This is a genomic window from Virgibacillus sp. MSJ-26 (assembly GCF_018918075.1).
Lineage (GTDB): Bacteria > Bacillota > Bacilli > Bacillales > Amphibacillaceae > MSJ-26.
The window spans coordinates 195,791-220,532 of sequence record NZ_JAHLPW010000002.1; the positions used below are offsets into that span (position 1 = coordinate 195,791).

At 41.1% G+C, this 24,742-nt stretch carries 20 protein-coding genes; 13 read left to right on the forward strand and 7 right to left on the reverse strand.

Annotated features, from left to right (window positions below):
• The first annotated feature begins 10 nt into the window (after positions 1-10).
• The 9 genes from KQI49_RS01440 (at position 11) to KQI49_RS01480 (ending at position 11,311) form a co-directional block, all read left to right on the forward strand.
• Complete coding sequence (locus tag KQI49_RS01440) at positions 11-901, forward strand: MurR/RpiR family transcriptional regulator (protein WP_216486078.1); 891 nt, start codon at positions 11-13, stop codon at positions 899-901.
• 13 nt (positions 902-914) lie between these two features.
• Positions 915-1,841 (forward strand): N-acetylglucosamine kinase, encoded by a 927-nt coding sequence (locus KQI49_RS01445; protein WP_216486079.1) that lies wholly within the window; start codon positions 915-917, stop codon positions 1,839-1,841.
• Between the two features lie 141 nt (positions 1,842-1,982).
• Positions 1,983-2,945 (forward strand): GNAT family N-acetyltransferase, encoded by a 963-nt coding sequence (locus KQI49_RS01450; RefSeq protein ID WP_216486080.1) that lies wholly within the window; start codon positions 1,983-1,985, stop codon positions 2,943-2,945.
• 135 nt (positions 2,946-3,080) lie between these two features.
• The gene (locus KQI49_RS01455) at positions 3,081-4,130 is read left to right on the forward strand and encodes a serine hydrolase domain-containing protein (protein ID WP_216486081.1); all 1,050 of its coding nucleotides are present in this window, start codon (positions 3,081-3,083) and stop codon (positions 4,128-4,130) included.
• Positions 4,131-4,175: 45 nt separating this feature from the next.
• On the forward strand, positions 4,176-5,339 hold the full coding sequence (locus KQI49_RS01460; protein WP_216486082.1) for an anhydro-N-acetylmuramic acid kinase: 1,164 nt from the start codon (positions 4,176-4,178) through the stop codon (positions 5,337-5,339).
• 499 nt (positions 5,340-5,838) lie between these two features.
• Positions 5,839-6,594, forward strand: a complete 756-nt coding sequence (locus tag KQI49_RS01465) for a gluconate 2-dehydrogenase subunit 3 family protein (RefSeq protein ID WP_216486084.1) — start codon at positions 5,839-5,841, stop codon at positions 6,592-6,594.
• Positions 6,595-6,618: 24 nt separating this feature from the next.
• The gene (locus tag KQI49_RS01470; RefSeq protein WP_216486086.1) at positions 6,619-8,271 is read left to right on the forward strand and encodes a GMC family oxidoreductase; all 1,653 of its coding nucleotides are present in this window, start codon (positions 6,619-6,621) and stop codon (positions 8,269-8,271) included.
• 120 nt (positions 8,272-8,391) lie between these two features.
• The gene (locus KQI49_RS01475) at positions 8,392-8,631 is read left to right on the forward strand and encodes a hypothetical protein (protein WP_216486088.1); all 240 of its coding nucleotides are present in this window, start codon (positions 8,392-8,394) and stop codon (positions 8,629-8,631) included.
• Positions 8,632-9,364: 733 nt separating this feature from the next.
• On the forward strand, positions 9,365-11,311 hold the full coding sequence (locus KQI49_RS01480) for a DUF2207 domain-containing protein (protein WP_216486090.1): 1,947 nt from the start codon (positions 9,365-9,367) through the stop codon (positions 11,309-11,311).
• A 341-nt stretch (positions 11,312-11,652) separates the two neighbouring features.
• Here KQI49_RS01480 and KQI49_RS01485 read toward each other — a convergent pair whose 3' ends face one another.
• From KQI49_RS01485 to KQI49_RS01495, 3 genes are all read right to left on the reverse strand, one after another.
• Positions 11,653-12,405, reverse strand: a complete 753-nt coding sequence (locus KQI49_RS01485) for a FixH family protein (RefSeq protein ID WP_216486092.1) — start codon at positions 12,403-12,405, stop codon at positions 11,653-11,655.
• Between the two features lie 41 nt (positions 12,406-12,446).
• A complete protein-coding gene (locus KQI49_RS01490) occupies positions 12,447-13,043 on the reverse strand; it encodes an SCO family protein (protein ID WP_216486094.1) in 597 nt (198 codons plus the stop codon).
• A 155-nt stretch (positions 13,044-13,198) separates the two neighbouring features.
• Positions 13,199-13,780: a DeoR family transcriptional regulator gene (locus KQI49_RS01495; protein ID WP_216486096.1), complete on the reverse strand. Its 582-nt coding sequence runs from the start codon at positions 13,778-13,780 to the stop codon at positions 13,199-13,201.
• Positions 13,781-14,528: 748 nt separating this feature from the next.
• Here KQI49_RS01495 and KQI49_RS01500 point away from each other — a divergent pair.
• A complete protein-coding gene (locus tag KQI49_RS01500; RefSeq protein WP_216486097.1) occupies positions 14,529-15,497 on the forward strand; it encodes a nuclease-related domain-containing protein in 969 nt (322 codons plus the stop codon).
• A 353-nt stretch (positions 15,498-15,850) separates the two neighbouring features.
• On the opposite strand, the gene KQI49_RS01505 is transcribed toward KQI49_RS01500, so the two are convergent.
• Complete coding sequence (locus KQI49_RS01505) at positions 15,851-17,095, reverse strand: C40 family peptidase (RefSeq protein WP_253286601.1); 1,245 nt, start codon at positions 17,093-17,095, stop codon at positions 15,851-15,853.
• A 758-nt stretch (positions 17,096-17,853) separates the two neighbouring features.
• On the opposite strand from KQI49_RS01505, the gene KQI49_RS01510 reads away from it, so the two are divergent.
• Positions 17,854-18,618: a YveK family protein gene (locus KQI49_RS01510; protein ID WP_216486098.1), complete on the forward strand. Its 765-nt coding sequence runs from the start codon at positions 17,854-17,856 to the stop codon at positions 18,616-18,618.
• The gene (locus KQI49_RS01515) at positions 18,593-19,291 is read left to right on the forward strand and encodes a CpsD/CapB family tyrosine-protein kinase (protein WP_216486100.1); all 699 of its coding nucleotides are present in this window, start codon (positions 18,593-18,595) and stop codon (positions 19,289-19,291) included. Before KQI49_RS01510 ends, KQI49_RS01515 begins: the two co-directional genes overlap by 26 nt.
• A gap of 38 nt (positions 19,292-19,329) precedes the next feature.
• On the opposite strand, the gene KQI49_RS01520 is transcribed toward KQI49_RS01515, so the two are convergent.
• The 3 genes from KQI49_RS01520 to KQI49_RS01530 form a co-directional block, all read right to left on the reverse strand.
• A complete protein-coding gene (locus KQI49_RS01520) occupies positions 19,330-20,307 on the reverse strand; it encodes a proline dehydrogenase family protein (protein WP_216486102.1) in 978 nt (325 codons plus the stop codon).
• A gap of 256 nt (positions 20,308-20,563) precedes the next feature.
• Positions 20,564-20,857 carry a hypothetical protein gene (locus KQI49_RS01525; protein WP_216486104.1) on the reverse strand — a complete coding sequence of 98 codons (294 nt, stop codon included), beginning with the start codon at positions 20,855-20,857 and terminating at the stop codon, positions 20,564-20,566.
• A gap of 218 nt (positions 20,858-21,075) precedes the next feature.
• Positions 21,076-22,179: a M24 family metallopeptidase gene (locus tag KQI49_RS01530; RefSeq protein WP_216486106.1), complete on the reverse strand. Its 1,104-nt coding sequence runs from the start codon at positions 22,177-22,179 to the stop codon at positions 21,076-21,078.
• A gap of 446 nt (positions 22,180-22,625) precedes the next feature.
• On the opposite strand from KQI49_RS01530, the gene KQI49_RS01535 reads away from it, so the two are divergent.
• A complete protein-coding gene (locus KQI49_RS01535) occupies positions 22,626-24,659 on the forward strand; it encodes a glycoside hydrolase family 3 protein (protein WP_216486108.1) in 2,034 nt (677 codons plus the stop codon).
• Positions 24,660-24,742: the final 83 nt, after the last annotated feature.

A 24,742-nucleotide genomic window follows, 5' to 3' on the forward strand; every position in this document is an offset into this window, starting at 1 on the left:
AGTTGATCATATGGTCTATATGACTGGTGGTTTAATGAGGATTAAAGAAATGCTTCCGCTTCTACCACCTTCAGAGAAGAAAATTGCAGCATATATTTTAGAACACCCGCAAGACATTATTTCGATGACAGCCAATGAACTGGGAAAACGCAGTACAACAAGCGGTGCGGCGGTCATCCGCTTATGCAAATCATTAAATTTAAAAGGATTTCATGATTTGAAAATCAGGGTGGCTGGTGATCTGCAGAAAACGACACAGCAAGGTTTTCGTGATATTGAACCCCACGAATCCGCTATGTCAATCATCGATAAAATGACAAATAACAGCATTCAAACAATCCATGAAACAGCCGAGTTACTAAGCATTGACGAACTGGAAAAGGCAGTCGACATACTCAACAAAGCCAGACGAATTCACTTTATCGGTGTCGGCGCATCCAGTATCATCGCGCAAGACGCCGAACAGAAATTTTTACGAATCAATAAAACCGCCTACGCGTTTGAAGACATGCATATGGCAGCAACACTTGTAGCCAATGCGGAAAAAGAAGATGTCGTCGTCGGCATCTCCTTTTCTGGTGAAACAGGCGAAGTCGCCAATATTTTACAACTGGCTAGAGAAAATGGCGCGCGTACCATTAGTTTAACCAAATATGGCAGGTGGGCGGTGACCGAACAAGCGGATGTGAATTTGTACACGTCAGCAACGAAAGAACCGACGTTCAGAAGCGGAGCCACCTCTTCTCGACTGGCACAGCTCCAGGTCATCGATATTTTATTTATGTCTGTCGCTTCTTTGCAATATGACGAGACAGTAATGCATTTAGCGGCAACAAAAGATGCGGTGGACTTCATAAAATCAGACACGAGAAAGCATGCAACTAATAAAGAATCTGATTAAGGGAGACGATTAAATGGGATATGTTATTGGCATTGATGGTGGCGGAACGAAAACGACGGGAGTGATAGCTGATGAGAAAGGTTGGACCATTGCTGAAGTTACAGTCGGTGCGTCCAATCCGAACATCGTCAGCACGATCGACCTAAAGGCGACATTCTTAAAGTTAAAAGCTCAATTAAAGGAGAAAAATAAAGCCGCGTTCGAAAAAGTGGATCGGCTTTTTGCAGGCATTTCAGGAACTGGTCATCCGAGTGCTAGACAAACAGTGCACCAGGCGCTGAGTGAAACCATGCCGTCCGCGATGTCAATGACCGTCGACAACGATGCGATAATCGCACTTTACTCCGGGACGTTAGGCCAGCCGGGCATCGTCCAAATTTCCGGCACCGGTTCGATTACATACGGCATCAATCATGACGGCGAAAGAGACCGAGTTGGTGGATGGGGCCATTTTATCGGCGAAAAAGGGAGCGGATTTGGCCTTGGCAGCGACGCGCTCCAAGCTGCCTTTGCCGCCCATGATCAAGCCGGACCCGCCACCATGCTCGAAGAATCCATCCGCCACTTTTTCAAAAAACAATCACTTCCCGATATCATACCCGAAATTTACCAAGCTACAAGTCCGAAAGAAACCATTGCCTCACTCGGACGTTTAGTTATGGAAGCGGCCGATCAAAAGGACACCATTGCGACAGAAATCATCCAGCAAAACGGACTCTATATCGGGCAGTCTGTCAGCGCATTAATGAAGAAACTGTTCAAGAAAGGTGACATTCCCGTTGTCTTAGCCGGCGGTCTCTTCAATCGAGTAGATCTATTTCGTAGCACCATTGAAGAAGGCCTCGGGAATTATTCGGACAGCACGCGGTTAATTATTCCCGACAAACCACCAGTAAGCGGTGCCGTCAGTGCAGCTCTGATGATGGACACTTCTTTGTGAAAAATTAATTGTCAGCTAAATAACGTTAATCGTGAATCGAGTGGCTGTTAGATGAATAATCATAATGTGTGACGGCTACCGTAATCTTTTTGTAGAACACAGCAGGTAAATGGCAGATCACTAAATGAAGGAGGATGAAAAATGACATTCGTTCCTTTAGAAAAAAGTCAACTCAGTGAATTGGTAAACCTATGGAATAACCACTTAAGAGATGATTTTCCAATGACAGAGGAATTATTTGAACAAAATAGCTTGAATGACGACAATGTGTGCAAGAAAAGTTCTCAAGTCGTTTTGAATGAACAAGGGGAGATTGTCGCTTTTGTTATTGCAAAACGTTGGCAAGAAGAATTGGATGTTGCTATGAGTGCGACGACCGGATGGATCCAAGCTTTGCTCGTTGATAAATCTGTTCGACATCAAGGTATCGGCTCTCAATTACTTTCCCATGCTGAAGAGCATTTGATAGCCGCGGGTGCTGAGCAAATCTTACTTGGTCGCGATCCGTATCATTACTTTCCGGGCATCCCGAGCGGGTACGACGAAACAGCAAAATGGTTTGAGAAAAAAGGCTTTACACATCAAGGGACAGAGTATGATCTAATGCGTACGTATGCATTAGGTGATGAGGAGACGAAGGTTGTTCCGCAAATGAAAGATGTGGAATTCAGCTTACTTGATATGGAAGATAAAGATGAATTTCTAGCTTTCTTGAACCGTTGTTTTCCAGGGAGATGGGAGTACGAGGCCATCCATTATTTTCAAAAAGGAGGCACCGGCAGAGAATTTGCCGTACTAAAGAGAGGAAGCAAGATTATCGGATTTTGCCGAATCAATGATGCTAAATCACCGTTCATCGCTCAAAATGTATACTGGGCGCCCCTGTTTGCTGAAGAATTGGGAGGAGCTGGTCCGCTTGGCGTGGATGCCAACGAACGAGGACAAGGATTTGGACTCGCGATTGTCGAAGCAGGCATCGCTTTTTTAAGACAGCGCGGCATCCGCCATATTGTCATTGATTGGACCGGTCTTGTCGATTTTTATAAAAAATTAGGCTACACACCTTGGAAAAGCTATGAATCTTATAAAAAAGCAGTTGTTTAGTAGAACATGCTTACGTTAGTAAAATTCATGCATAAAACTAGTTAACTCCATGCGTAAAGTTAGTAAGAGCCATACTAAAACGAGTAAAAGTCATGTGTAAAGCTAATACAACCCATTTTTAAAGGAGGAGACCAATTGAAAGAGCAAGTCATGCAGTTTTTAGAAGAAGAAATAGCTCTCAATCATTTGCCCGGAGCGGTTGTGCAAGTGATGCATCAAGGTGATATTCTACTGCAAGAAGCAGTTGGTTCTCGTTATGTTTATCCAAAAGAACAAGCACCGATGGAAATCGACACCGTGTTTGATTTAGCTTCGTTAACAAAAGTTGTTGCAACCTTACCGGCTGTGTTGAAGTTAATCGATTCTGGTGTCGTGCGACTTGATGATCCAGTCGCCCACTTCATCCCTCATTTTTCGGAACATAATAAAGATGAAGTCAAACTAAGACATTTATTAACACATACATCAGGCCTGCCCGCCCATCGGCAATTTTATAAGAGGGCGCTGACGACTGAACACGTGATTCGCGAGATTAATAATGAACAACTCGTCGCATCACCTGGGGATGAGGTAGCTTATAGCGATCTTGGATTTATCCTACTCTATCATATTGTCGAACAAGTAACTGCTCAGCCATTTGCTAGATTTTTACAAGAACAATTATTCACGCCGCTGGATATGACGGAAACGGGATTTTGTCCGACATTCGAAAAAGATCGTTATGCTGCAACAGAATACAGTGAAAAACTGCATGATTATAAGTTTGGCATCGTTCACGATGAAAATACAGAAGCAATGGGTGGGATAAGTGGTCATGCTGGACTCTTTTCGACAATTAGTGATCTAACTAAGTTTGCTAACATGATTGAAAACGATGGAAGGTACGATGATAAACAGCTTATATCACCAGCTGCTTTAAAGTTAGCCCGCTCCAATTTTACCGAGTTCAGTGCAGAACATCGTGGTTTGGGATGGATGCGAAAAAGCCCAACACGAGCTTCATGTGGTGATTACTTTTCATCAGAATCTTATGGTCATACTGGTTTCACAGGCACGAGTATGTGGTTTGATCCAACGGTCGATTTGAACGTTATTCTTCTAACAAATCGCGTGCATTACGGGAGGCAACCACATATGATTCGACTCAGACCACGATTACATAATATGATTAGAAGTCATTTTTAATTGGAAAACAAGCTGAGTTAAACTTGCGAACTTGGGAGGAAAACGATGACAAAAGAAAGTTATGTTGTAGGATTAATGTCCGGTACGTCATTAGACGGTATTGATGCTGCTTTAGTTAACATTCTTGATACAGATGGTGAAATTGAAGTTGACCTTGTTCATTTTTCGACGATAGATTACACTCCAGAAATCCAAGCAGAATTGTTAAAACTCTGTCATCCTGATACGGCAAATCTCGCTATGATATCTAAAATGAATATGTATTTAGGTGATGTGTTCGCTGATGCCGTTGAAAAAGTGACCCATGAAGCAGGCATCGCAAAAGAGGATATTCGTCTCGTCAGTTCACATGGCCAAACAATCTACCATCAACCCGATGCTGAGCGGATTGACGGGCGAGTGATTATCTCGACTTTTCAAATAGGCGATATTGGTGTCATTGCCGAAAAAACGGGAATCACCACGGTCGGGGATTTTCGCACCCGGGATATGGCGGCTGGCGGACAAGGTGCACCGCTCGTCCCTTATGCTGATTATATGCTCTTTAAAAAAGCGGATGCAGGGCGGGTGTTACTGAATATAGGCGGGATCGCGAATATGACAGTTATTCCAAGAGGAGCGAGTGAATCTGACGTTTTCGCTTATGATACTGGCCCTGGAAACATGATGATTGACGCCTTTGCGAAGTGGGTAACGGGTGGCGAAGAAACATATGACCGGGATGGACGACTTGCACGGCAAGGTGAAATTAACGAAGAGTGGCTGGATGAATTATTAGCGCATGAGTATTTTGGCAGATCTTCACCGAAATCGACAGGAAGAGAATTATTTGGTGAATTTTATGCGAAAAAGTTATGGGAAGAAGCGGAGACTAAAGGGTTAGCACCCACAGATCGACTGGCAACAATGACGGAATTAACGGCTCGAACCATTGCGGATGAGATTAAGCGTCATGTCAAAACGCAGCATCTCAGCGACGTGCTAGTCAGTGGAGGTGGCCGTTATAATCCGTTTTTAATGGAACGAATTCGCGTGAATTTATCCGCTCTCGAGGTCAAACCTACCGACGATGTGAATATGAACGCAGACGCAAAAGAAGCAATCGTCTTTGCGCTGCTTGGCTATCAATGTTATCACAAAAGAACGAACAATATCCCAACAGCCACAGGCGCAGAACATCCTGTTGTGATGGGGAAAATAGCTTGGTGATGTCAAGGGGGCCGGCAGGGAATAATCCCAATAACCTGACTCTTTGACATGTATAATTAAAAATTTTTAGCGAAGTTAGCTGTTTGATGACAGCTAACTTTTTTTCGTTGAGTAAGAGCGCTCACTCGGTCGGTGAAGTCGTGCGATCGGTCCATAAATGCGCTGACTCAGTCGAGAGCGTCACTCACGCCAATTCGAACATCACCATTACAATCGAGCACGAACCACTCCAACTCCCTTTAACGACACAATCCATAAAAAGAAGCACGAATGATAGTAAATCGAATTTACGTATTCCGACATTTCCCGGGAAATAATAAAAAAATGATATTCTTCGACACTAAATAGTGTGAAAGCTGAACCGTCTCGTATGTTTAAATTCACAATTTGAAAGGTTTATTTTTAGAGGAAGTGGAAAAAATGGTTAAAAGATAAAAATATTAACTAGAAAAAATTGACACCATGTATTTTTTCTGCTTTTGAATTAGGAGGGCTTTTTATGTCAGATGAAGAGAAGAATAATTTAGAGGAAACATCAAACTCCAGACGTAATTTTTTGAAAAATTCAGGGTTAGCTCTAGGAGGACTTGTTGTTGGGGGTGCAGTTGGAGGGTTAATTGTAGGGAATGAGTCTGAAAAAGATACAGATAAAGACGCAGCTCAGGTAAGCAATCCAAATGAAGCCTTGATGTTTTTTTATCCCGATGAGTTTCAAACAACTGTGGCTGCCTCTGAACGTATTTTTCCTGCGGATGATTCCGGCCCTGGTGCCGCTGAATTAAATGCCGCTATATATATTGATCATCAACTTGATAGTCAATGGGGTGTGAATGCGCGAGATTATAGAATGGGACCGTGGTATAAACCAGAATCTACACAAGGTGACCAGGTTAGGCTTCTTCGTAAAGATTTATTTCGATTAGGTTTGAAGAGATTAGATGCTTATAGTAATGAAAAATTTAAAAAAGACTTCGTTGACCTTGAAGACAATGAACAAGATGATGTGTTAGCAGCCTTTGAAAAAGGTGAAGCAGGGTCGATATCTGGAACATCATCGGCAGAATTTTTTAAGTTACTTCAAAAGCTGACGATGGAAGGAGTTTACGCTGATCCAATGTATGGCGGGAATAATAAAATGGTAGGCTGGTCTATGAGAAAGTATCCAGGTACTCGTATGAACTATGTTGAAGAAGTAGTCAGTGATAAATTTGTTGAATTAAAACCTCAAAGCCTCAATAGTCATATGAACAAATAATAATTTAAGGAGTGATGAAAACATATGGCAAAAAAGTTAGATAAAGTTCCTGTTGTTGTTGTCGGACTTGAGCGAGGTAGAGAAAGGAATATGAGCGATTATTTAATGGTGCATGATGAACTCAGATATCAGCACAGGGAAGATATGATGCAAGACTTATCTAAAGAAACGATTACACATCGAAATAATCGAAAAATGCGTGCCCTCCCCATGCGCCATTATGGGACGTTTATTGTCGGTGATGGCACGGGTGGAGCGGGAAGTCATTGGAACGGACAAACTTATCGTTTCCTCCCATATGATTTTGAAATTAAAACGAAAACAGAAGAAAGATATGGCACTGATAAGATAAAATCTGATATCCCTTTACAGGATTGGGGGATTACATATGACGACTTAGAGCCTTACTATGATACCTTTGAAAAGATGGCAGGTATCTCAGGAGAAACGGTTGAGCTCTACGGGGAGCGGTCAAATCCTTATCCAACAGGTCCCATGGTAAAGACACCTGTACTCGAGGAATTTGAAAAAGCCGCCAAAATACAGGGTTACCAACCTTACATCATTCCTTCTGCAAATCTGTCCGAGAATTATGAAAACCCAGATGGTATTTCACGTATGGCATGCCAATATTGCGCGTTCTGTGAGAATTTTGGCTGTGAATACGGTGCGAAAGCCGATCCTGTTGTAACAGTCATTCCTGTAGCTGAGGAAACAGGCAATCTTGATCTACGCACGCATGCTAACGTGACTAAAATTTTAAAAGAAGGTGATAAGGCGACGGGCGTCTTATACGTAAATACACTAACTGGAGAAGAATTTGAGCAACCGGCAGATGTCGTTGTCGTCACAAGTTATGTCTTTAATAACGCAAGACTGCTGCTTAACTCGGGGATAGGGGAACCATATAATCCAGATACGGGCAATGGCGTTATTGGTAAAAATTATTGTTATCAAGTAAGTTCAGGTTATTCTACGCTTTATTATGATAATAAAGAATGGAATCTTTATGCAGGTGCAGGAGCATTAGGTATTGAAATTCCAGAGTATGCCGGCGATAACTTTGATCATTCCGATTTGAATTTTTTGCACGGGGCAGGAATTCGTACTACTCAGTATGGAAACCGCCCAATTGCTAATAACCAAGTTCCAACAGGCACGCCATCATGGGGAGCCGAATTTAAAAAACAGTCTATTAAATACGCTAATAGTGTCTTACAGGTCAAATCTCAAGGAGCTAGTTTGCCTCATACAGAAAATTTCCTTGATCTTGACCCGACATACAAAGATGCTTACGGCATGCCGTTACTACGGATGACGTTCGATTACACAGAACAAGATCGGGAACTTGTCAAATATATATCAAAAGTGACGAAAAAAATTGGTGAAGATATGGGACCAGATCATATTGAAACCGTTGATGAGCAAGCGCCATTTAATGTGAATGTAGATACGAATACACATAACACTGGCGGCGTCATTATGGGAGATGACCCGAAAACATCCGCAGTCAATTCATATCTCCAAATGTGGGATGCTGATAACGTCTTTGTGATAGGTGCCAGTGCTTTTCCACATAATAGCTGTTTCAACCCGACAGGGACTATTGGTGCTTTGTCCTACAGAGCGTCTGAGGGGATTGAAAAATATCTAAAAGATGGCGGGTCACTTGTGTAAATGGGTATGTCACTTTCATTTTCAGCCAGGTTCTTATTTAGATAAGGATTTTGTGACTAACATGGTATATTATTGCACATAGTAACTATATCTCTACCTATTTGACAAGGAGGAAAAGACATGACATCTAGATGGAAACATCTGCTTATGGCAGCATTACTCTCATTAGGTTTTTTAGTTGGATGCAATACGGACAATAATCAGCATCAAGATGAAAATGAAAACAATGAACCGAACCAAGAAGAAAATAGTGATCGTCCTGATGAAAATGATAATGAGACGCACAAAGATGATCTCGATACGGAAGAAGAAAAAGGGGAGGACCTCCAATTCGATAAAGATCGAGGCCCTGACGAATAAAATAAATTCATAAAAGAAAAAATAGTAAAGTCAAAAAAGCTTAGAACAATTTTCTAAGCTTTTTTTCTATGTTCCTTTAATTGCGACATTTCCCGGGGAATAAATGGGTAATATATCTTCCCTTTCGACAATCTTTGAAAACGAAAAGTTTAATTTTAACAAAATAAAGGTAATAAACCTTACAATCACAATTTAGAAAGAAGCATAAGCGTGTCGACTGGTTGGAATCAGTGATAGAACATTATTATATGGTTGATTAGCTAAACCAATCCTATTGAACCACATCAAAAAATTAGAGTGAAAACTAATTTATTCAAAAATAGTGAAACTTTTTCTCTACTTAATTCGTCTTAATTAGTACAAGTATTTATGGAAGAACAATATTTTTATGCAGATTGATGATACGTATAGATGTGGATAGCCGTTGGAAATGGAGTGCAGATTGGATTAATGATTACTTTGGGATGAAGAGGACATGGTGCCAGTTTTAGTAGTTATGGCCCGAGTTGGCGTATTCCCGCCCCGAATTGGCGCACTTCCCACACGAGCTAGCGTACTTACGGCCCGAGTTGACGTATTCCCGCCCAAGCCAGTGCATTTACAAGTCGGAGTGGCGCTATTTCAAAATAAGGCTTGTCGACGGTTGCGGCTGGTGCTGTATAAATTATCGACTGTAGAGGTTACCTTAAAAGCTCGACATTCAAATAGAATTTAAAACACGAGGGGGCACACGATGAAGAAGATTAAATTATTTTTCTTTGCTATATTAATAATTGGTTTACTTTCCGCTTGTGATGATGAGGATCGTTCTTTTACGATTGATCAAGTTAAGATTGATGCGCAAATTGAAGAAGATGGCGTCATCGAGGTGAGGGAGCTTTACACGTATACGTTTGATGGTGTGTTTGAAGGGATGACGCGGTCTATCCATTCAGATATGAAAGGTTTTGAAGCGTATGAAACGCATGAGACCAATCCGAATGCTGAGACGGCTGAGATGGAGAAGCTTAAGGTTGAAGAAGATGACGATGATGATCAGCTGCTGAAGATTTTTACGGATTCTGAGGACGAGACGAAGAGTGTGCTGTACAGCTATGAGGTGCATGGTTCGATTGATAAATATGCGGACGTGGCCGATCTCACTTATGCGTTTTTCGATGAGTCTAACGAAACCGATCTGAATAATGTCGAAATTAAGATGCATTTACCTGATAAAGCGTCACAAAAGGATTATCATGTTTTCCTACATAGTGATGTGAAAGGTGAACTGGTCCAGAGGGAAGATATGGTTCAATATTTGGCGCAAGTTTTAAAGGAAGGCGAAACATCTGAAATGCGCCTCGTTTATCCAGCGGAGCAAATGGCGCAAATGGACATGACGAAAAACAAGGAAAAAGAGAACGACATTTTAGCGGCGGAGCGTGAACTAGCGAACAAACGTGATCATCTTGATGAAAAAATGTCTGATATTACACCGCTGATATTGTCAGCCTGCGTAATCCTCATCGTGGCAGGCGTCGGTCTGATGATCGTTCATCCAAATCGCTACCGTGGTGATAAAAGTCCAGATCATTTACTGCGTTTAGTGGAAGCAACTGATCCCATGCTTATTAATTACCTCGATAAGAGTGAATATTTAGATCATGAAAGTTTCATCGCCGGTCTTTTCTCTTTAAAACAACGAGGAATTATCACGCTTGAAGAAGTGCCATCCATACATCAAGAAGAAGCGGACAAAGAAAAAACGAACCAAGAAAAATCAGAAGAAATCGACACGAAAACTACGCTCCGGTTCACACTTGTTGATGAACAAGCGGACATCGACCAAGCCGATGATTATCTGATCGAATGGCTGTTTGCAGATGAAGATAAACATGGGCGCTACTTTTTACTCGAATCAGTTATCGCTCAGGAAGAAGAGTCCGATACCGTGAAGGAAGAGAAGGCTGAAACCTTTGAAAAACATCGTGCCCAGTGGGCTGACCTCGTCGGAAAAAGGGAAGCCTACCATGGTTTGCGCTCACCCTTTAACGGCTACGGCATAATTTCAAGTCTCATCGCACTCACAACATTCGGCTTCATCTACTACTTTACAAAAGTCGACCTACTCACGTCGACCGAGGAAATCTTCTTTCCAATAGTTCTTGGTCTAGTCACACTGAGCGTCATTTTTTTCAATAAAAACAAATGGGTGATTTCTGCCTATTATTTAGCGTCGCTTATTGTGTCACTGTTACTCTTCAGTCTCACCGACGGCTTGCTTTGGTTAGTGGCATTGCTGGTGATATCGTGGCTCATCCTAATGATTGTGCCTGCGCATGTGTGGCGTGATGATATTAAAAAGCTTAAAAAAGCAATAAATGTCGCTTATCATGAATTTAAAACAAAACGCTATCCTATCGGAACGGATCCTAAAAAGGTGGAACATCGTTTGGAGTACGCGATTATTCTTGGTGCAGGGAAAGAATATGGTGAGGAATGCGGCAAAAAGGCTGACGTGGAGCAGTGGGATATGTCGATGGCAAGGGCTTACCCATTACTCAATAATCCAATGGGGACGACGATGATGTTTGATCCAACTTTCTTGATTCTGTATTCATCTGTTGGTGGATCGAGTTCGAGCTTTTCGGGTACATCATCGACCTCGTCAACAGGCGGTGGAGGCGCTGGTGCATTTTAGTTGTTGAGAGTTTTAGTTGTTAATTCGAGTTAATAAGTCTCGTTTGTGATGTGGGGTTAGCCGTAGCGTGTTGTGGTGTGATGCGCTTGGTGTGGGTCGATGTTATGGCTTTGAGCTGGAATTACGATAAGGATTTTTATGAAAAAATAAGGCTGTCACGCCTGAGGGGTGTGAGAGCCTTATTTTGTTTATCGCAGGTTAACTGGCTGTAAGACCCCCACTTTAAGGATTCGAGGGAAACAAGATTTATAAGTGGGGGATCATCAGCCAGTAAAAGCCCGATTCGTTCAACTAACAATCAGTGGGGAAATATGAAAACCCCCACTGATTGAAGTTTCACTTTATTCTCCGACTTCGATTTTGACTTCTGTGTGTTCGTGGAGGTCATCGTCGTCTTCTACGTGAATTTCAATGGAGTAGGTGCCTGCTTCTTCAAATGTGTGGGTGCCGGTATATTCGCCGGATTCGGTTTCGTCTGCGTCGACCCAGTCGTGTTTGTTGTCTTCGTCGTAATTCCAGATTTCATAGCGGACGTCGGCGTCTTTAAGTGCTTCTTTGTCGATTTCGATATGTGTCATGAGTTCGGTTTCGTCGCCTGCTTTGACGTCTTCGGGTTCCATGAAGTGCATGCTGAAGCCGTCTGTGTCGAATTCATCTTCTGCGTTAACCGCTTCGTCATATTCGCCGCCTTCACCGACTGTGATTTCTTTTTTCGGCATTGTGTGCAGGTCGCGTGCTGTGACGTGGACTTGAACGTGGAAAAGGCCGTCATGGTCGAAGGCTGTTTCTGCTGAGTAGGAGCCGTCTTCATTATTGGTTGAATCGATCATTGCGGAGTTGTCTTGATCGCCTTCTTCCCAAACTTCGAAAATAACTTCGTCGGCGTCATCGACGTTTTCATCGCCGTAAGTGACGTCTGCTTCCATATCGACAGTTTCATCGACGTCGGCTTCTTCGGTCACGTGAAGTTCAACGTCTAGTGATTGCAGTTCGTCAAGGTCTGTATCTGGGTCGCCTTTCGCGTTATCGTTGCTGCATGCTGCTAGGGCGATGAGCATAAATGTTAACATAAGAAAGCCTAACTTTTTTTTCATGGTTCATCTCTCCTTATGTGGGTTCGTTGATTTTGATTAAATCAACGGCTCACTTCTTTTAAGTCTTCGAAAATATCTTCCATGTTATTTTTTTGGACACCATTATAATTTTTGATGACTTCACCTTCTGGATTGACTAGGAAAAAGCTCGTTCCGTGGGTGACTTGGTCGGATCCTTCAGGTGGTTCTTGGACCATATTTTTAAATGTTTTGATGGAAAGTTCTTTAATCGTTTGGAAATCATAGCCCGTTAAAAATGTCCAATTATCTAAATCAGCGCCATTGTCCTCAGCGTATTCTGTTAAGACTTCTGGTGAATCGTAGTCTGGATCAACGCTGAATGAGACAAGTTGTATGTCGAGCCCTTCTTCGTTAATCAAGTCTTGCAGGTAAGCCATGTTTGATGTCATTGGCAGACAAACGGTCGTACAGTTTGTAAAGACAAAGTCGGCTACCCAGTATGTACCTTTTAAATCGTCTGTGGTCATTGTTTCGTTATCTTGGGTGGTAAATTCGAAATCAGGCACTTCTTCTGACATGGTGGTTTCGATATTTTCGCCTCCACCACACGCTGACAATGCTAAGAGAAGAATGCTTGAGAAAGCAAATAACTTTAATGAAGTTTTAAAACTTTTCATTGTTTCCTTCCTTTCTGAACGTGCTTTTGGTGTCTTTCTATCTTAAATTAATTATATGAAAAACATGTGAATATTACCCCAATTTATAGGTGATTGGATTTCTGTTGCTGCTGACTGTTTGTTTGATACTTGATGGGATCGTTTTCTATGATGAGCTATTCATGTTGATGACAGCTGGGGCAATCCATTTTCTCATGAACCGCAGTAACTGCTTCTTCAAAAGTATAGATTTGACCACCAAAACCTTTGATAAATTTTTCCGCATCATTTTTTTGTTCAAACGTCAACACTTGGGGCTGGCAGCATCCAATGTTAATCGATGTGTCCATCACATACCAAGTATCCGGAGCGCTGATTGTCGTGTGTTTAAGGAAATCATGACAAATGGCTTGGATGACATTTCCGGATAGTTGGCGATGTCGCATCAAGCCGCAATGTGCGCAGCACGCCATTTCAATTTGGTTATTCGGCAAAATGAGTCGGTAGGCGAGTCGCTCGTTAATATCACGCTGGCAAATTACGCATACTTCTTGTGATGGGGGAGATTTTTGTAAATGCTGACTTAACGTTACGCCACCAAATGTTTTAATTACATATTCTTGGTCAATGAGCGGCTTCAAATCCCGGTGAATGGTCATTTCCGAAACATTGAGCTCTTGACTCAGCTCAGAAATTTTCATATGCTCCCGTTCCTGCATCAAGCTCTTAATCCGATTTTGCCTCTCAACAGGTAGCATGTTTCTAACACCTCCACCTTATGATTATTTATAACAATCTAAAACATACTCTAACAATGAGTTTATCAATGAACGTATGCATTATCAACGATTAGATTTCGAACTCTTTGTGACTTTTTGATGAAATTGACTCAGTTGTTGATGGGGAAGCGGTAGGAGTTGTGACGGTTTTGTGGCGGGGGAGTGGACGTGCGGTTTTGCGGTGCTCGCGCGGGGTCAGCTTCCGGTCGCGCGGCTTCATGTTCACCTCGCGCGGGCTCTGCCCTAGGTCGCGCCGCCTCTGCCCTGGGTCGCGCGGCCTCTGCCCTAGGTCGCGCGGCGTCCCCCTCAACTCGCGCGGTCTCCGCCCTAGGTCGCGCCGCTTCGCCCTCATCTTGTGCGGGATTCGCCCTAGGTCGCGCCGCTTCACCCTCACCTCGCGCGGTCTCCGCCCTAGGTCGCGCCGCTTCGCCCTCATCTCGTGCGGGATTCGCCCTAGGTCGCGCCGCTTCACCCTCACCTCGCGCGGGATTCGCCCCAGGTCGCGCAGCTATACTCTCACCTCGCGCTAGAATCCACTTAGATTTGTATTCAATATAAATGGAAGGACACAGCAAACAGCATATAGAATAATAATCAAAAAGTCATTTATCATTAGTACAAACGGTTCTATTCTTTAGTCTAGTAAATTTAATACCACTTTCTATTCATTTATGCTAAAATAAGTAATATAATTTATAGAATATTTTCAAAATGGAAAGGAGCAGAAATGAATATACAACGCCCCAAACCTATACGTCTTCAAAAACTCGAAGCTATCCTCCCACGTATCAATCCCACTCACCCGAAATACGCTGAAATGGAGAAAGAATTAGCACAACGAATAAGAGGTTATATTGGAGAAAAGCAAGTGGATTATCATTTAGAAACCTTAAGTCACAAAGCTATAATTCTGCCGGGTGTTAACTTGCAAAATAATGGTAGAAATTTTGAAATGGATCATTTCCTTGCTACGCCACATGCTGTCTATATCATCGACACCAAAAACTTTGTAGGTACCATCACTTTTGACACTGTTTATAAGCAGTTGATTCGTGACGATGGAGAAAAAGAGACAGGCTACCGTTATCCAGTTACACAGGTTCAAACGCAAAAATTAAAGCTTCAACAATGGCTCCACCGACACGGTTTACAGGATGTTCCAATTCATTGCTTTATCGCAGTTAGTGAACCAAGTACGATTATCAAGGTGAAAGGCGATGATTCTTCTATTAAAAATATTGTCGCTCACGGTGAATATATCCCTCATATGATACTGGAAAAAGAACGCCAGCTACAACACTCAAGCCAACGTTTCATCCCACATAAAAAATTAACCCAATTAATCATTAATCATAATAAAGAACCAGATGTAGATATACTAAATAGATTTGATATTAAATCACAAGACATTAGACCAGGTGTCCGTTGTCCTCATTGCGATTGGCTTGGTATGGAACGTATTTTCAATAATTGGCAGTGCCCGAAATGTAAAGTAACCTCCCAATACGCACATAAGGCAGCACTAAGAGATTTCTTCTTACTTATTCAGCCTTGGATTACAAATAAGATTGGAAGGTATTGGTTAGGGGTTTCATCCAAAAGTGTAATAACAAGACTATTTAAACAAGAAAAATTTATATACAATTCTAATCGACAAATATGGACACAACAAAGAAGAGGTGGAAGTTTGTGTTAGTTATTTAGTTAATAGTCTTTATTTTTTTAGGTCGCGCGGCGTCACCCTCAACTCGCGCGGTCTCCGCCCCAGGTCGCGCCGCTTCATCCTCATCTCGCGCGGTCTCTGCCCCAGGTCGCGCCGCCTCACCTTCAACTCGCGCGGCCTCGGTCCTAGGTCGCGCCGCTTCACCCTCATCTCGCGCGGTCTCCGCCCCAGGTCGCGCCGCCTCCCCCTCAACTCGCGCCGCCTCACGTAAACCACTTCATTATAAACATAATAAAGCTGCTTTTCTACGCAGGTAGAAAAGCTCCCATCCATCCCAAACAAAAAAACTTCGGCCACTGCCGAAGTTTTCCCTTTTCTATTATTTATTAATAAAATCTCTTGAATCCATCAAAGTGCTTGCTCCAGTATGAGTTGTTCAAGTTTGTGATGGTGACGCCTGTTGATGTTCCTGCATGAATGAATTCGTTGTTTCCTAAGTAAATACCCATATGTGAGATGCCCGATTTGTACGTTCCTTCAAAAAATACGAGATCTCCTACTTGTGGATTTTTCACGTAATACGAACGAGAGTAGTAACCTTCTGTATTTGTACGTCCTGACTTAAGGCCAGCTTTGTTGTAAACGTAATGGATATATCCGCTACAGTCGAATCCACTTGTTGATTGGCCACCCCATACGTAGGGAACGCCTTGGTGTTTTTTCGCTTCCTTAACTAATGTATTTACATTATAGTTTACGTTAGCAGAACTTCCACTTGAACCACCAGAACTAGATCCACCAGAACTTCCATTTGAGGATTTTTTTCCATTGATACTTAATTTTTGACCAATATAGATTGTATCGGATTTTAAATTATTCCACGACTTCAATTTAGCAACTGTGGTCCCATTTTGAGAAGCAATCTTTGACAGAGAGTCACCGGATTTTACTGTATAAGTCTTAGTTGAGCCAGACGCCCCTGAACTCGAAGATCCCGAGGAGCTAGAACTTCCACTAGATGATCCACCTTTGATGTTCAACTTTTGTCCAACACGAATTAAATCTGAGCTGAGGTTATTCCATTTTTTCAAATTAGCTACTGACACTTTATTGCGTGCTGCAATATGTGAAAGTGTGTCACCGGATTTCACGGTATATGAAGAAGTTGAACCTGATGAACTGCCCCCATTTGATGAACTAGATCCACTATTTGAGTTGGAACCGTTGCTTGATCCTCCACCATTTTTACTAACTGTTAACACATTACCAGGAAAAATGAGTGTGGTATCAAGATCATTCCATTTCATCAAATTTGATAACGAAATTTTATGCTTTGACGCAATCCCGCTCAATGTATCACCAGTCTTTACCGTATAGGTAGATTTAGAACTGGAAGAAGTAGGTTTTGAACTAGAGTTTGAACTAGAGGATTTGCTCGTCTTAATTTTTTGATTAGGGAAAATAACATCTGACTTCAGACTATTGATAGATTTTAAATTGGAAACTGAGGTATTGTATTTTTGTGCAATCGTCCATAACGAATCCCCACTTTGCACTTTATATGTAGCTGCTTCTGCCTCATCTGCAGCGTAAATAGCCGATACAATAGCCGCAGTCGCTGTCACAGACATCATGATTTTCTTATTTGCCAATTTTTTATAGCTCCCTTCATTTAAAACACTATGTAATTATGAAAATAGTGACCACACTAGCATAATTTGCCAGTAATCTAGTCTATTAGTGCTAATTATAATGTAAAACGACAAAATATAACATACCTCTTGATGATTTGTAATGAACTTGTAAAGTAAATGTAATATAAAACGGGATTAAATCAGATAAAATATAAAATAGTAGATAAAAAGAATCATAATAAGGCTAACTTAACAGAATAGACAGAAAAATAAACCTCATAAAATCATGTAAAAGACCAGTCGGATAGGTCTAATATCCCTTAATAACATGAGTCGTTATAACTAAAATCGAAAAGAGAATGATAACTTAATAAAAAAAGATTATAAAAAAGAATGAAACCTTACAATCTAATCGCTAAATCTGATTACTGCAAATAAAAACAAATAGATCTTTTTTACCATACGTCTAATTTATGGTAAACTTTATTAAACATTGAAACTAGCTACATCCATCGATGATTTTATAAGGTTCTATCATTTCCATCTCTATACCCTTAAATAAAAAGGTTAATCATTTAAATTGTGATTTGCCAAAAAACCTGTGCTGTTAAATTGAAATATGTGTTATACTTTCTGTTGTAATGTCGAAAATACGGGGTAAATGTATTCTGGCCTTTTAATATAGAAGTACTTAACGTGAGCCACTTTCTTATTAAATAAGTACGAGAAAAAATAAAAATTTTGGAGGTACTACGATGGAAGAAACAATTTCCCTCAAAGAAATTTTTGAGGTTATTAAGAAGCGCTTGCTTATGATTATTGGTCTAATCATTGCTGCCGCACTTCTTGCCGCAATTATAAGTTATTTTATTATTACTCCGACCTATGAATCTAGTAGTCAATTTATTGTAAATCAAAGCGAAGAGTCGTCAGCTGACGTTTACAACGTCAATGATATTCGGACTAACGTTGAAATGATTAATACATATAATGTAATCATTAAAAGCCCAGCTATTCTTGATGATGTAGTGAAAGAATTAAATTTACCATTTGAAGCAAAAACTTTAAGTGATAAACTACAAGTTTCTAGTGAACAAGATTCACAAGTTGTGACCGTAACTGTGGCAGATCCAGACCCGGATATGGCAACGAAAATTGCTAATACAACTGTGGGAATCTTTCAAACGGAAATTCCCGAAATTATGAATGTCGATAACGTGAACATTTTATCGGAAGCTGAAACATTGCCAGATCAATCACCTGTCGCACCGAAGCCGTTACTAAATATTGCTATCGCGATTGTACTGGGGGGAATGATAGGTGTCGGACTCGCATTCTTGCTTGAATACTTAGACAACACCGTCAAAACTGAAGAAGATATTGAGAAGAAACTAGGATTGCCTGTCCTAGGCTCAATTTCAACGATTTCAGATAGAGATGCACGTCCTAGTCACTTTAAAACGCAGCCACAAGTATCGAAAAGAGGTGGAATTAATGATTCGCAGAAAAAATCAGTCTAGACAAAATAAAATACGCCATCTGATTACGAAATTAAATCCGCTATCTCCTATTTCTGAACAGTTTAGAACCATACGCACAAACCTACAATTTGCATCGGTTGATGAAGAATTAGAATCAATGGTTGTCACTTCCTCCGAACCAAGCGAGGGAAAATCACTCACGGTTGCGAATTTAGCAATTGTTTATGCCCAGCAAGGAAAAAGAGTTTTGCTTATAGACGCTGATTTAAGAAAGCCGACTGTTCATTATACATTTCGACTTGATAACTTAACAGGATTAAGCACAGTTCTTGTCGGAGAAGAAAGCTTTAACAATGCAGTGCAAATAAGTGACGTTGATAATTTAGATGTCATTACATCGGGGCCGATTCCTCCAAATCCATCCGAGCTGCTTGGTTCAAAACGAATGAAACATTTCATACAAGAAGCGAACAGGGTTTATGATTTGGTTATTATTGACTCGCCACCAGTACTCGCCGTAACAGATGCACAGGTTCTAGCAAATCTCGTGGACGGTTCACTATTAGTCGTACGTAGCGGACAGACTGAATACGAAACAGCTGGCAAAGCAAAAGAAGCATTAGAGCGATCCACTTCAAAGCTGTTAGGCACTGTACTCAACGACCTACCAAAGAAAGGCTCAAATTCCTATTACTATTATTACGGAACATAAAAAACCTCCCACTCAGGGAGGCTTTTTTTAATCCAATTTTATTTTTTTCTCCGCTTACTCAACCGTCCAAGTAAAAACGCTAAAGTACCAACCGCAATCACCGTATTCGTCTTCTTATTAAACACTTGCTTAGCAACTAAATTAATGTTTTGCGGACGCTCAGCCAACCGGCGCATAAAATAGCCATACCAATCATGCCCAAACGGCACATACGTACAAAAATGATAGCCTTCATTCGCTAACTTATGCTGGAGGTCATTACGAAAACCATACAACATCTGAAACTCAAACTTATCCTTAGAAATATGATGCTCCTCAACAAACGCCTTCACATGATTAATCACATGATGATCATGCGTCGCAATCGACGTAAACTTCCCATGCAAAAGATGATATTCAATCAACTCAATAAAATGCCGATCAATATCCCCCTTATCCTGGTACGCCACCGACTCCGACTCCTTATACGCCCCCTTCACCAAACGCAGACGTTCATCCTTATACGTCCTAACATCTTCTTCAGCACGATAAAAGTACGCCTGTATAACCGTCCCGACATTATCGTATGTTTGTAGCAGCTGATCAACCAAATCAAATGACGGCTGCAAATGCAAGTGATCTTCCATGTCAACGTTTACAAAAATATTATATTGATACGCTTGCTCAACAATCTCCTCCAAGTTTTGCAGGCAAAAGTCATAATCAATATCAAGCCCAAGCTGCGTCGGTTTCAATGAAATATGTGCATCCAACTTATGCTCATGAATCGCTTCAACTACTTGCAAAATTTGATTTTTAGCATCGATAGCATCTTCTTTTCTATCAACAAACTCTCCTAAATTATCAATCGTCGCCGAAATCCCAGCCGCGTTCAACTCTTTTATACTCTGAGTCATCTCATCAACATTCTCACCAGCCACAACCGTCTGCGCCCCAAGCTTATAACCATATTTCTGCGCCATCTCATTTAATAGTTTATTCTGTGATAGATTCATAAAAAAGTTTTTTAATAACATAATCATAGATCCTTTCTAATGTAAAATAATATAGGTATGCACTTATATATGAAAAGGCTTTCACACCCTCAAAAAAATTATTAAAAAAATAAAGACAATTAAAAAGAAAAGATGACGACTTGCTACCGCAAGTCACCGCTGCTTAAGTGAAGTTGCATCTAATTTTAGATTGAAATCTGCCTCACAAGCGAGGCGGGCGCCCGCGAGTTGGGGACAAACCTGCGCGAGTTAAGGTTCAAGCCACTCGAGTGAGTCTCTATGGCGCGCGACCTATAACGCTTCTCGCTCGACTAAGCGTCAATCCTGCTCGACTTGCACCGATTGCCGCGCGAGTTAAGGTCGTTCCCGCTCGAGTAAAAGTCATCGTCGCTCGACTGCGCTCCACTCCCGCTCGAGCAAGATCAGTCGCCGCCCGAGTGAGAACAGTAATCGATCGAGTGAGACTAGCTTTCGCCCGAGTGAATGCACATTTGCCCCGAGTCGAAGCAAAAATCGCCCGAGTAAGCACACTTTCCGCCCGAGTGTCCTCCTCTGTTGCTCGCCTTAACATCAGCAACAATAACCACTATAACGTTTACAAAATGAAAAAATAAATAATAAAAAAACCTGCATAATAGAAATAATATTACCAACCTCTATTATACAAGTTTTTGAGAAAAATTTCTGTATTAAGTCGTTAATTATTTTAAAATTATTATTCTACACTCCTAAAGAAGCCACCTTCGACCCTGGAGCTACAGAATATTCACGACGTTTAAATTGCGCACTTTACAGCACTTGCAATTCTTTCGGGAATGAAGTGAGAACTTCAGCATCACCATTTTCATTGATATACACTTCATCTTCAATGCGGACGCCGCCCAATTCTGGAAGATAGATCCCTGGTTCGATAGTGAAAAATAGTCCAGATTCTGCGATATCTTCATTCTTCTTATGGACAGAAGGGGCTTCGTGCACCTCGATACCAAGCCCGTGGCCGACACGATTGTGGAAATAATCGCCGTATCCTGACTCCTCAATCACATCCCGAGCCGCTATATCAAAATTCTTCAGAGGTTTACCGGCTTTCACAGCATCAATGCCCGCTTGATTTGACTTAAGCACAATATTATAAATTTCCTTCTGTTTTTCCGAAGCCTCTCCGACCACAAACGTACGTGTGATATCCGAATTATAACCGTTTTTCGTAACCACGCCGAAGTCAATTAATAAGAAGTCACCATTTTTAATCTCACGGTCGCCTGGGACACCATGCGGTAATGCCGACTTTTCACCAGAAAGCACAATGGTCGAGAAGGAAGGACCGACAGCACCAAACTTTTTCATGAGCAATTCAAGCTGACCGGCAAGCTCTAACTCAGTCATCCCAACTTTAAATTGCTTAATTCCCTCAGCCAACACTTTCTCAATAATGTCGACCGCCTCTTGTAAATAGCCAATTTCAGAACGGGATTTTTTCAAGCGTTGCGAATTAATATACGACTCTATATTTACAAAGCCAGCCTTTGGAAAAACCTTTTGCAACTGCTCGTGCCGTAACATACTGACGTAGTTTTTCTCAACGCCGATCGATTTTATGTCGACGTCTATATTCTCGCTTAAAATTTGAAAAGGATCTTGTTCATCTGAAATAGGAATGACGCTTTCGATGATGGATTCTTTTTTCGCTGCCTCTTGATCAAGGGCGGGGGCGAACATAGTCATGCGGTCAATTTTAGGCTCGAAAGCGAAAGCCATAAAGCGCTCATGGGGTTCAGAGTTAAATCCAGTGTAGTAAAACACATTTGCCGGATTCGTGATGAGTGCAAGGTCGATGTTTTCATTTATTAGTTCAGTTTTTAACTGATTAATGCGTTGTTCGTGTTCAGACATATGTATTCCTCCAATTTACGTTTAGTTTAAGATACTGTTAGTTTTATTGTAGCAGTTAGGGGAGAGAAATTGAAAGGGAAGAGGTTGAAAAAATTTATGTTAAGGGATTGGATTAGATTTCCTTTTGGAGTTTAGAAGTTACTTTAGAATAGCCCTAAATACCTTTCTTGTTGTTTAAAATATATGATTCGTCCTACCTTATCTGGCAATTGTCTTGGATATAACGACTCAATCTTGGAAAAATAAGCATTTATCATATCGTTTTTTGTCCATTAGTGATATGTTTATGAATAGAAATAAATAAATATAGACTTAATAAAGTGAAAGCATCTATGAATCTCATAACAAGGGAAGGTAGGTGTTTTTTTAATGTAAAAGTTATTCATTTAATGTAAGCGGTTACTAGTTGGGGGGTTGATAGCATACAACGAAAAGGAGAGTTCAAAATGAGACGGAAACATTTTCTAATTGTCATATCTATTTTGTTCATTATAATGACGCCGTTACACGGTTTAGCAGATGAACAAAATAAAGTATCTGACCAAGATGAGGAAGCCATTAAGGATGTGATGGATGATATGACACTTGAAGAAAAAATTGGACAACTGTTCATTGTTCATGTTTATGGAGAGACTCCAACGGATCCAAATTATGAGGATACGAATTTAAATAATAACCGTGGTGGTAAAAATTTTAAAGAGGTCATTGAAAATTATCATGTTGGTGGGATTATTTACTTTAACTGGACGGACAATATAGGAACACCTGTTGATACAGAACAAGTTAATGAACTTTCCAATGGTTTGCAGGAGATTGCAGAAGATCAGCGTTCTGAAATTCCATTGTTTATCTCAACGGATCAGGAAGGTGGCATTGTTCAACGAGTTGAAGAACCGGGAACTGTATTTCCAGGTAATATGGCACTTGGAGCTGTAGGCTCTAAATCGCTTGCTCATCAGAGTGGTGAGATCATTGGTAATGAGTTAAGCAGTTTAGGTATTAATATGAACTTTGCACCGACAGTTGATGTCAATATGAATCCGGACAATCCGGTGATTGGCATCCGCTCTTTTGGGGAGGATCCTGATCTTGTATCAGACCTTGGGATTGCGCAAATTAATGGGTATAAAGAAGAAAATGTGATAACGTCAGCCAAACACTTTCCAGGCCACGGGGATACCGATGTAGATTCCCACTATGGGTTGCCTGAGATTGATCATGATTTGGAAACGCTCCATGAGGTCGATTTAAAGCCTTTTAAAGAGGCTATTAATTCAGGCATCGAATCAATTATGACGGCTCATATTGTTGTGCCTGCTCTTGATGATTCAGGTTTGCCTGCAACATTGTCGAAGCCTATTTTAACGGATTTATTAAGAGAGGAAATGGGTTTTGATGGATTGATTATTACAGACAGTTTAGGCATGTCTGGTGCGAACGTATACCCTGAAGACCGGGTCGCTGTTGAGGCCTTTAAAGCAGGAGCAGATATTTTGTTAAATCCGCCTAAAGTTGACGTCGCTTTTGAAGGAATGTTAGAAGCTGTAGAATCAGGCGATGTTAGCATGGAACGACTAGATGAATCCGTCTTTCGTGTATTAAAGTCCAAAATGAAACAAGGTCTTTTTAAGGATCCATATACGGATAAAGAGCGAATTGAAGGAATCGGCTCGGACGACCATTTACAAGTAGCTCAAGATATTGCGAACAGAGGTGTGACCCTTGTTAAAAATGAAGCAGATACCTTACCTGTTCAATCGTCAGAAAAGGTGCTCGTGACAGGCCCTGGGGACGCGAATCCAGTCACTATTTCGGAACAATTGAATGAAAAAGGTGTTACCGCCGACAGTTTTGAGACTGGAATGAGCCCAACTGAAGATGAGATTTCAGAGGCTGTGGAGAAAGCAAGTGACGTGGATAAAGTTATTGTAACTACGTATACAGCCAATACGGACGAACAACAACAACAATTGGTTGACCGATTAGTGGAAACAGATAAACCTGTCGCTGTTGCTGCCATGCGTAACCCTTATGATTTAATGGAGTTTTCAGAGGTTGACGCATATCTCAACGCATACAGTTATTTAGAACCATCAGTAAACGCAATCGCAAATGCGCTTGTTGGAGATATTAATCCAAGAGGCACTTTACCTGTAACCATTCCGGATCTGTATGAGACAGGCCATGGTTTAAGTTTTATTGATACACCAATCAATGCTGAAGGAATGAAAGAACTCGTTACTTATTTAGAAAATGAAGGCGAAATTGTAGACGAGGAAACAAGCCATGCTCTTTCCATGCACTTAACAGCAGTGGCACACTATGAAGAAAAAGAGTTAACTGACAAAGTTTTGAAACATATGAACAATTTCCACCTGCTACTTGATCATCATAGGGAAAATGAGCATATTTCACAAAAAGCACACAACTACCTCACAGTTGATACGGATCAATTGATTGAGTTGTGGTCAGCTAAATAAAGTGAGTGTAGCAGACAAGCGATACGTATTGCTACTAAGAAGATAATTTGAGAATAATCATAAAAAAAGTGAGAGGAGAATAA